We start from the raw sequence: 8,334 nt of genomic DNA on the forward strand, positions 1-8,334 counted from the left end.
ACCATCGCGTCGTTGGTCTCGCGAAACACGAACCCGAGCGTATTTAAAGGCATGCAGATCTGGATCAGGTATGCGTTGACCAGAATCAGATCGCCGACACTCATGGCGCCGGCCACGACGTACTGCGTGGCGAGCAGCATGATGACCGCTACGCCGAGCGCTATAACCGCGCTTTGCCCCACATGCAGTGCGGTCAACGCGCGCTGGTTCGCCGTTCTCGCATGCACCCATTTTTCCAGTACCTCGCTCAAACGGCGTGTTTCGACTTCCTCAGTCGCGAAATATTTGACGGTGTCGTAGTTGAGCAAACTATCGACAAGACGTCCGTCCGACTGCGCCTCCAGGCGGTTCACCGCGCGCTGGAACGCGACGCGTCTGCGCGTGAAGATAAACGTATAGACGGCATAGCTTGCGAAGGTGACTGCGATCGCCAGCGTGAATTCGCGCGCGTAACCGCGCACCATGATCGAGACGATAGCGGCGATCTCGAAGGCGGTCGGCACGATGGTGAACAACGCGACGCCTAGCAGAAAACCGATACCGTCAGCCCCTTTCTGCACGTCCCGAACAATCGCGCCGGTCTCGCGCCGTGCATGAAATCTCGCGCTCATCCGGTGCAGATGCGCGAATGTCCGTTCGGTAAACGCGGCCACCGTGCGCTGCGTAACGATGCTGAACGCTACGTCGCGTGCTTCGTTAAGTGCATCGCCGAGAAAGCGCAGTAATGCATAGGCCAGCACCAGGAAAACCGGAAATAGCGCCCGCGCAGACGGATGACCGAGTTCGTCGACGATGTGCTTGAGGACGAGCGGAATCAAAACGACAGACAGTTTCGCCGCGATCATCAGCACGAGCGCGAGTATGGTTTGCTTGCGATAGCGCCAGATCGCGCGCGATAGATCGGCAGCAATGCGGCCAGTCAGTTCTGAACGGGAAGATGTCGGCGAGTCGGACATGGGCAGGGAGTGCCGCGCTACCGAAGCAAAAGCGAGAGCGTAGCGGCGTGTGAGGAATGCGGACCCCGAAGGATCTCGCACGAGGATAAAAAAGTGAGCGTGCTTCGCATAGAGCGGTGCGCAGCAAGCCGCGATCCCGCGCCGCGAGAAAAGCGCCACATGTGCAGCACATTCGAAAAATTTTCCACGCCGTGCCGGCGAACACCTCACAGCGTGACCTTTTTTCCGCAGCCAACGTTACACGCAGCCTTGTAAATCAGGGAACGCTACAGCGCCTCTCTCGCCGGCGAAGTGGGGCGCGCCACAGCGCTCACTCCTTCAGCAAACGCCTTGCCGATGCGAATGCGAAAAAGAAAATAGGGAGTGGCACACCGCATGCGGCGTCCGCTTCAACCGCCTGCCTCTTCCCATCGTCATCGCTTCTTCGCCAAGGAACGTCATGAAAATCGCCCTTATCAGTGAACACGCCTCCCCTCTCGCTGTCGCCGGCGGTGTGGATAGCGGCGGGCAGAACATCTACATCGCCAACGTCGCGCGAGAACTCGTCGCTATGGGACACCAGGTGGATGTCTTCACGCGACGCGACCGCGCACTGTTGCCGGTCGTCTCCGACATGGACGGTGTGCGTGTGATCCATGTTCCGGCCGGGCCACCGATGCAGTTGCCCAAGGAGCAATTATTGCCGTTCATGGACGAGTTCGCTGCGTTTCTGATCGACTTCTTCCGGCGTGAACGCGATCCTTATCAGGTCATTCACGCCAACTTCTTTATGTCCGGCCTGGCAGCGCTGCGGGTTAAAGATGCGCTCGGTATTCCGCTCGTCACCACCTTCCATGCGCTTGGCCGTGTGCGCCGTATTCACCAGGGCGCCGCCGACGGCTTCCCCGACGAGCGTTTCGCCATCGAAGACGAACTGGTGGCACGCTCCGATATCGTCGTGGCCGAATGTCCGCAGGACGAAGCCGATCTGGTCGAACACTATCGCGCCGACCACTCGCGTATTCAGATCGTGCCATGCGGCTTCGACGCCGACGAATTCTGGCCCGTGGACCGCACCGCCGCACGTGACGCGCTGGGCTGGCGCAAGGACGAATTCGTCGTGTTGCAACTCGGCCGGCTCGTGCAGCGCAAAGGCATCGACAACGTGGTGCGCGGCGTCGGCGTACTGAAGCAGGCGTTCCGCGCGTCCGCGAGGCTTTACGTGGTCGGTGGCAACTCGGACGCCCCGAACGAACTGGCCACGCCGGAAATCGCGCGGCTGCACAGCATTGCGCGGGAGTGCGGCGTGGAGCAGCAGACCACCTTCGTTGGACGGCGCGGCCGCGCGCAGTTGCGTTACTTCTACAGCGCCGCCGACGTATTCGTCACCACGCCCTGGTATGAGCCCTTCGGCATTACCCCGGTCGAGGCGATGGCGTGCGGCACGCCGGTGATCGGTGCGGATGTGGGCGGCATTCGCTATTCGGTCGCGGACGGCGTGACCGGCTTTCTCGTGCCGCCCCGCGATCCGGGCGCGCTTGCGGCACGTCTTGACAAGTTGCGCCGCGACCCGGGGCTCGCGCGCCGCATGGGCGAAGCGGGACTGGCACGCGCGCACGCCGAATTCACATGGAGAGGGGTCGGCATTTCGCTGGCTGCGATCTACGCGCGGGCCGCGTGCCTCGTACCGGAGCGAACCGAGGCAGACCAGTTCGCGGAACCGAAGCGGGCGGCAGTGGGCGCGGTGCAGCGCTAGCGGGCATGTGTGCGCTTTTATGCGCATGCGTGCGTGCTCGTGCGAACCATGCGCACTGTTTGATCTCGAGTCACGACGCCCGCGTAACGGCGTCCTCTGGAATGGCTTTGTTTCTTGTTGAGACCTCCATCATGCAACCCGCGGTATTCCTCGACAAAGACGGCACACTGCTCGACGACGTGCCGTACAACGTCGACCCTTCGCTGATGCGTTTCGCGCCAGGCGCGTGTGAAGCGCTACGCCTGCTCGCGGTGCACTCTGTTGCGTTGTTCGTCGTCAGCAATCAAGCGGGCGTCGCGCTGGGCAAATTCGGCATTGCCGCATTGAACAGTGTAGAAGCGCGATTGCATGCCCTGTTCGCCGAAAGCGGCGCGATGCTGCGCGGCGTGTATTGGTGTCCGCACCATCCGCACGGCCACGTGGCACCGTATGCGATCGAATGCGATTGCCGCAAGCCCGCGCCCGGCATGTTGCTGCGAGCGGCGCGCGAACATCGGCTCGACCTCGCGCGAAGCTGGTTCATCGGCGATATTCTTAACGACGTCGAAGCGGGCAGCCGCGCGGGCTGCCGCACGGTGTTGCTCGACAACGGCAACGAAACAGAATGGCTCGCCGGCGAATTCCGCGTGCCGACCGCGCGCGCAACGGACCTATACGAAGCCGCGCGGATCGTCGTGAGCGACCTGAACAGCGCAAACGAAAACGATCGTGAATGCAACGGCAGCCGCCATGCGCGAGCGCTACCACGTACGGAGGTTGCCTGATGTACGCCCCCCTGCTGCTCACGCCGCCAACGCTTTCGCACGCACGCGTGGTCGACACGCCGTCGGCTACGAGCTGGGACGAGGACGTCAAGCGCATTCTGTGCGTGCGTCTCGACAATCTCGGCGATGTGCTGATGACTACGCCCGCGCTGCACGCACTGCGCCAGTCCGCTCCCGGCCGTCATATCACGTTGCTGGCATCGCGTAGCGGCATTGCGCTCGCGCCGTTTCTCGACGACGTGGACGACGCACTCGTCTACGACGCGCCGTGGGTGGATCGTCCGATGAATGCCAGCCACACCTGGACGGACGATCAGCGCATGCAGGAGCGACTGCGCGGCGGCGGCTTCGACGCCGCAGTGATCTTCACGGTCTACAGTCAGAGCCCGTTGCCCGCCGCAATGCTCTGCTATATGGCCGGCATTCCGCGGCGCCTTGCGCATTGCCGCGAAAATCCCTACGCCCTATTGACGGATTGGCTGCGCGAACCGGAACCGCAGCAACGCACCCGCCATGAAGTGCAGCGGCAACTCGATCTCGTGCGCCACGTGGGCGCGCAAACGCAGGACACGCATATGCGGTTCCACGTCGACACCGCTGATCGCCGGTCGCTCGAAGCGCAACTCACCGCGCGTGGCGTGGCTTGCGACGACGGTTGGATCGTGCTGCATCCGGGCGCAACTGCCGCGTCGAGGCGCTATCCGCCGGAACGATTTGGCGAAGTGGCAACCCGGCTTTCGCGTGAAGCCGGCGTGCCTGTACTGATTACCGGCAGTTCGAGCGAGCGTGAACTGGTCGCCGCCGTGATACATACCGCTGCGCCAGGCGCCCGCGCGCATCTCCATGACCTGAGCGGCGCGCTCACGCTCGGCGAACTCGCGGCATTGATCGAGCGCGCGAGCGTACTCGTCTCGAACAACAGCGGGCCGGTGCATCTGGCTTCCGCATTGAAGACGCCCGTGGTCGACCTGTACGCACTCACCAATCCACAGCACACGCCGTGGCAAACACCGCACCGAGTGCTGTTTCGCGACGTCGAATGCCGCTGGTGTTATCGCAGTGTCTGTCCACAGCAGCATCACGCCTGTCTGCTCGGCGTCGCGCCCGGCGATGTCGTGCGGGCCGCGCTCGAATTGCGCGCTTTGCCTGATGCGCGCGGTGAGGCTCGCCGATCCGAGCCCGCATCGGCCGGTGTCGGCGCGACGCCTCTCGCCGAACAATCTCTCGCCCCTTGAACATCCTTCTTTTTTGCGAGCCATCATGTACACACTCGGAATCAACGCGGTCTACCACGATAGTGCAGCCGCTTTATTGCGCGACGGCGTGGTGCTGGCCGCCGCCGAAGACGAGCGCTTCACGCACGTCAAACATGCCAAACGCCCCGTGCCGTTCTCGACGTGGCAATTGCCCTTCGACGCCATAGACTATTGTCTGAAGACAGCCGGGATCACGCTGGCGGGTGTCGATCACGTGGCCTACTCGTACGACCCGAATCTGTTCGGCGGGATGCCGAGCCGGCCAGGCGCCGTTATCGAACTGCCCTTCGATCCGGCCGGCACGCGCCTTAGCGATCCTACGGCGTCGCCGTGGGACCCTCTGTTTCTCAGCTATATTGCCAACGCCCGGGCGCAGTTGCTCGACGGCGCGCCGCATCATCTGAAGAAGCGCTTTCAGGGCGTGGACCGCGACAAGGGCTTCAAGTGGCATTTCGTCGATCACCATCTCGCGCATGAAGCCAGTGCTTTTCTTGCCGCTCCGTTTGACGACACGGCCGTGCTCACCATGGACGGTCGCGGCGAAGGCGTGACCACCAGCATGGGGCAATTTGTCGGCGGCGAATATAAACGGCTCAAGCAGGTGGAATTGCCGCACTCGCTCGGGTTGCTCTACGAAGCCGTAACGGACTGGCTCGGCTTTCTGCATTCTTCGGATGAGTACAAGGTGATGGCCCTCGCCTCGTACGGCAAGCCGGAGTACCTCGACGTATTCCGCGAGATAGTCCGCTTCCGCAGCGACGGAACGTATACCGTCGAGGCGCCGCGTCTCGTTGAACGCTTCGGTCCGGCGCGCGAACGCGGAGCAACGCTGGAGCAGCGTCACTTCGACATTGCGCATTCGTTGCAGCGGGTGCTGGAGGAAACCGTGCTGCAACTCGCCGGGTGGCTGCATCGGCAAACCGGTTTGAGCAAACTCAGCATGGCCGGCGGCGTGGCGCTGAACTGCGTCATGAACTCGAAGCTGCGCGACGCCGGTCCGTTCGACGAAGTCTGGGTCCAGCCCGCAGCCGGTGACGCAGGCACCGCATTGGGCGCCGCGCTGTGGACCGATTATCGCGAGCGCGCCGCGCGCGGCGACCGCACGCGTCACTGGAAGATGGATCACGCGTACCTCGGACCCGAATATAGCGAAGCGGAAATCGAACAGTTTCTGACATGGTCAAAAATCCCATACCGGCGCTTGAACGACATTGCAGGCGACACCGCCAGTCTGCTCGCGGACGGCAAGGTGATCGGCTGGTATCAGGGCCGAACGGAATTCGGCCCTCGCGCGCTCGGCGCGCGCTCGATTCTCGCCTCGCCGGTCGATTCGCGCATGCAGGCGAGGCTCAACGAGATCAAGGACCGCGAAGACTTTCGCCCGGTCGCGCCGGTCGTCATGGAAGAGCATGCAAACGAATGGTTCGTGGACGGGCGCGTTGCGCCGTTCATGCTGTTCGTATTCGACGTGCGCGCGGATAAGGCGGAACGCATTCCGGCGGTTCGTCACGTGGACGGCACCGCACGCGTGCAAACCGTGAACCGCTCGCAGCATCCGCTGTATTACGACCTGCTCGATGCGTTCAGACAGCGCACGGGCGTGCCGATCCTCGTCAATACGTCGTTCAATACACGCGGCGAGCCGATGGTGAATTCTCCACGCGACGCCGTCGAGTCGTTCTGGACTTCTCCGCTCGACGCGCTCGTGATCGGGCCGTTTCTCGTCGAAAAAGCGGGAGCTGCCGCATGAGTTCGCCCACTGCCGGTTCGGTGGAATACGGCGCCGGGCGCGCCGCCTCGCCAGGTGGGAGCGGAGCGGCTTCGGCTAGTGTCGCGGAGCAAGTTGCGCAGTTTGCCGCAAGGCGCGTCTCTGTGGTCGTGCCGACGTACCGTCGTCCCGACATGCTCGCAACGTGCCTCGACGCACTCTGCAAGCAGAATCTCCCGGCGGACCAGTACGAAATCTTTGTCTGCGACGACGGTCCCGACGACGCCACGCACGCTTGCGTCGCGCGCTTCGCCGCGACACAGGCCGAGCGAGGACTCGCGGTGCACTACGTTCCGGTCACACGCACTCAAGGCCCGGCCGGCGCGCGTAACGCCGGATGGCGGCGGGCACGCTCGCCGTTGATTGCCTTCACCGACGACGACACCCTGCCGGACCCGAACTGGCTCACCGCAGGCATCGCGGCGCTCGGAAACGGCGCTGCAGCCGCATCGGGAAAAATCGTCGTGCCCTTGCCCGACCTGCCGACCGACTACGAAGCCGACGCCAGCGGCCTCGAACGCGCGGAGTTCGCCACAGCGAACGCTTTCGTGGCGCGCGAGTATCTCGTGCTGACCGGCGGATTCGACGAACGCTTCACGTCCGCGTGGCGTGAAGATTCCGACTTGCAATTCATGCTGTTGCAGGCGGGCGGCGAGATCGTGAAGGCGGCCAACGCGCTGGTCGTGCATCCGGTACGCCCCGCACGTTGGGGCGTGAGCATTTCGCAGCAAAAGAAAAGTCAGTTCGACGCATTGCTTTACAAGAAGCACCCGCAGCTATTCAGAACGCGCATTCGCGCAACGCCGCCGCTGTTGTACTACGCAATCCTCTGCACGGTGTTAACTGCATGCGTTGCCGTGCTAACGGGCCGCGATGCTGTCGCGCTCGTCGCGCTGATCGTATGGCTTGGATTGACGGGTTACTTCTGCGCGATGCGTTTGCGCGGACGCGATCGAAGTTGGCGGCACACTCTCGAAATGGCGTGGACGTCGATTCCGATTCCATTTCTGTCGATCTACTGGCGACTCTATGGCGCCTGCCGCTTCAAGGTGTTCTTTCCATGAATCCACCCACGTTTCTGGGCGCGCTCGCGCCGCGCCGCATCGTCGTGTTTCGCGCACTGCAACTCGGCGACATGCTTTGCGCCGTCCCCGCGTTGCGCGCATTACGCCGCGCGGTGCCGCACGCGCATATCGCGCTGATCGGCTTGCCATGGGCACAAACATTCGTCGAGCGCTATGCCGAGCTCGTCGACGAACTGATCGTGTTTCCTGGCGCAATGGGCTTTCCGGAACAACCGGAGACAGACGCCGGTCTGCCGGACTTTTTCGCACAGATGCGCGCCCGGCGATTCGACCTCGCGATTCAGTTGCATGGCAGCGGCGGTGTCGCCAACGACCTGCTGCGCGAATTTGGCGCGACGGCTCAAGCAGGCTTCGTCCAACCCGATGAAGTGGAACGGTCCGGATGTTTCATCGGCTGGTCCGACGACCTGCCCGAAGTCGAACGCTATCTCGTGCTAATGGAAGCGCTGGGCGCGTCAGGAAGCGAGCGCCGGCTGGCGTTTCCGTTGAACCACCGGGACCGCGACGAATATGCCACGCTCGCCGCGACACACGGCGTGGAACCAACGCGCCTCGTGCTGGTTCACCCCGGCGCGCAGTTGCCCTCGCGCCGCTGGCCGGCGGAACGCTTCGCCGCCGTCGCCGACAACCTGGCCGCCAACGGCTGGCAGATCGCCATCACCGGAACGGCCGCCGAGGCGCCGCTGACCAGTGCGGTGCTGGGCGCGATGACTTCGCCGGCGTTGCATCTGGCGGGCGCCACCTCGCTCGGCGGACTGGCGGCGCTGGTC

Annotated in this window: 7 protein-coding genes; 6 read left to right on the plus strand and 1 reads right to left on the minus strand. The window is 63.5% G+C overall.

Annotated elements, in window-relative coordinates:
- Positions 1 to 956: ABC transporter transmembrane domain-containing protein (locus B0G75_RS39600; protein ID WP_258194967.1), on the minus strand; the 956-nt coding region annotated here is incomplete at its 3' end.
- Positions 957 to 1,395: 439 nt separating this feature from the next.
- Between B0G75_RS39600 and B0G75_RS39605 the strand changes: the two genes are divergently transcribed.
- The 6 genes from B0G75_RS39605 to B0G75_RS39630 form a co-directional block, all read left to right on the plus strand.
- Positions 1,396 to 2,691, plus strand: coding sequence for a glycosyltransferase family 1 protein (locus tag B0G75_RS39605; protein ID WP_106314926.1), 1,296 nt, complete (start codon positions 1,396 to 1,398; stop codon positions 2,689 to 2,691).
- Between the two features lie 101 nt (positions 2,692 to 2,792).
- On the plus strand, positions 2,793 to 3,455 hold the full coding sequence (locus B0G75_RS39610) for a D-glycero-alpha-D-manno-heptose-1,7-bisphosphate 7-phosphatase (protein ID WP_374956965.1): 663 nt from the start codon (positions 2,793 to 2,795) through the stop codon (positions 3,453 to 3,455).
- Positions 3,455 to 4,690, plus strand: coding sequence for a lipopolysaccharide heptosyltransferase II (waaF, locus tag B0G75_RS39615; protein ID WP_106314927.1), 1,236 nt, complete (start codon positions 3,455 to 3,457; stop codon positions 4,688 to 4,690). The genes B0G75_RS39610 and waaF overlap by 1 nt, the downstream gene beginning before the upstream one ends.
- Positions 4,691 to 4,715: 25 nt before the next feature.
- Positions 4,716 to 6,461, plus strand: coding sequence for a carbamoyltransferase C-terminal domain-containing protein (locus B0G75_RS39620; protein ID WP_106314931.1), 1,746 nt, complete (start codon positions 4,716 to 4,718; stop codon positions 6,459 to 6,461).
- Positions 6,458 to 7,543, plus strand: a complete 1,086-nt coding sequence (locus B0G75_RS39625) for a glycosyltransferase family 2 protein (protein WP_106314928.1) — start codon at positions 6,458 to 6,460, stop codon at positions 7,541 to 7,543. Before B0G75_RS39620 ends, B0G75_RS39625 begins: the two co-directional genes overlap by 4 nt.
- The coding region (locus B0G75_RS39630; RefSeq protein WP_106314929.1) for a glycosyltransferase family 9 protein at positions 7,540 to 8,334 on the plus strand (795 nt) is incomplete at its 3' end. The genes B0G75_RS39625 and B0G75_RS39630, both read left to right, overlap by 4 nt.

This window comes from Paraburkholderia sp. BL18I3N2 (assembly GCF_003001875.1).
Taxonomy (GTDB): Bacteria; Pseudomonadota; Gammaproteobacteria; order Burkholderiales; family Burkholderiaceae; genus Paraburkholderia; species Paraburkholderia phytofirmans.